This is a genomic window from Paenibacillus sp. VTT E-133280, from assembly GCF_002264385.1.
Taxonomy (GTDB): domain Bacteria; phylum Bacillota; class Bacilli; order Paenibacillales; family Paenibacillaceae; genus Paenibacillus_AQ; species Paenibacillus_AQ nitricinens.
Window position 1 is genome coordinate 1 of the sequence record NZ_NFUX01000158.1, and the last position, 1,156, is coordinate 1,156.

Annotated in this window: 1 protein-coding gene; it reads left to right on the forward strand. The window is 41.0% G+C overall.

Annotated elements, in window-relative coordinates:
- Nucleotides 1–349: 349 nt before the first annotated feature.
- A partial coding sequence (locus tag CA600_RS30555) for an S-layer homology domain-containing protein (RefSeq protein ID WP_143812237.1) occupies nt 350–1,156 on the forward strand: 807 nt, incomplete at its 3' end.

The window sequence follows — 1,156 nt, forward strand, 5'->3', positions numbered from 1 at the left end:
TATAAAAAACGGCTTCGGTAAATCAAGCCAGAAGTTTTGTTCGTTACTCATATTATCTCCTCTTGTTGTAATATATAAAAACGATATAAGGATAGCAAAGTCCTATACCCATCATACATAGTATCATTTTTTTTCGTTTGATGCACAGAATCAATGATGTGAGCGACAGCCAAATTTATGGTTGTAGTGTTCATCAGTAATAAGGCCATGGCTTGTTTGTTTATAATCTGTTTATTGATACTTGTTATAATCCTGTAGATGAAAAGTTTGTAATTTAAAGTCGAATTGTGTTAACGAATCGATTATAGACAAACGACATAATGCATCCAATGAACAGGGGGACAAGTAAGTGAACAAAAAGCAATGGATAAGCTCTATATTGGCTGCTGCTGTATTATCAAGCCCTATCATTATGCCGACCAAAGGATCGGCTGCCGCTTCCTTTATTGATATTGATAGCTCATATGCAAAGAAAGCGATTGTTGAGCTATTCGATCAGGGGATAGTGACCGGTGTTGAAGAGAGTAAGTTCTATCCTACGTCAAATATTACACGGCAGGATTTTGCAATTATTTTAGCAAAAACATTGAAGCTGGATATTTCGAACCCACCTGCGCTGCCTACCTTTCTGGACGTTACCGCAAGCAACTACGCATACAGCTATGTAGAGGCAGCTGTCAAAGCCGGATTGATCAAGGGTACCGGCAGTAATCTTTTCGGTACGGGGCAAAATTTATCACGTCAGGATATGGTCGTCATGTTCGTGAGAGCATTGGGAGTCAATCCTACCGGTAAAACTGGAACTTTGCAATTTGCTGATAGTAGCCAAATTGCTGATTATTCCAAAGATTCTATAGCTGCCGCTGTGGAATATGGATTGATTACCGGATATAATAATTTTTTTAATCCTGAGGCCAAAGTAGATCGTCAGGCTGTAGCTCTAGTAGCTTCCAAGTTTCTAAAGTTTAAGGAGAGCGGGAATACTGAGCAGCCAAGCGCCACCCCAACTCCTCAGCCGGGTAAAGAAGCGGTAACTGTACCTACTCCTGTTGTTGGAGGGTCTTCCTCTTCACAAAGTGGGCATAGCAGCAATTCAGATATCAATGCACCTTTGGTTGATAGCACCAAGTTCGAGGCGGTGGATAACTACAACGGG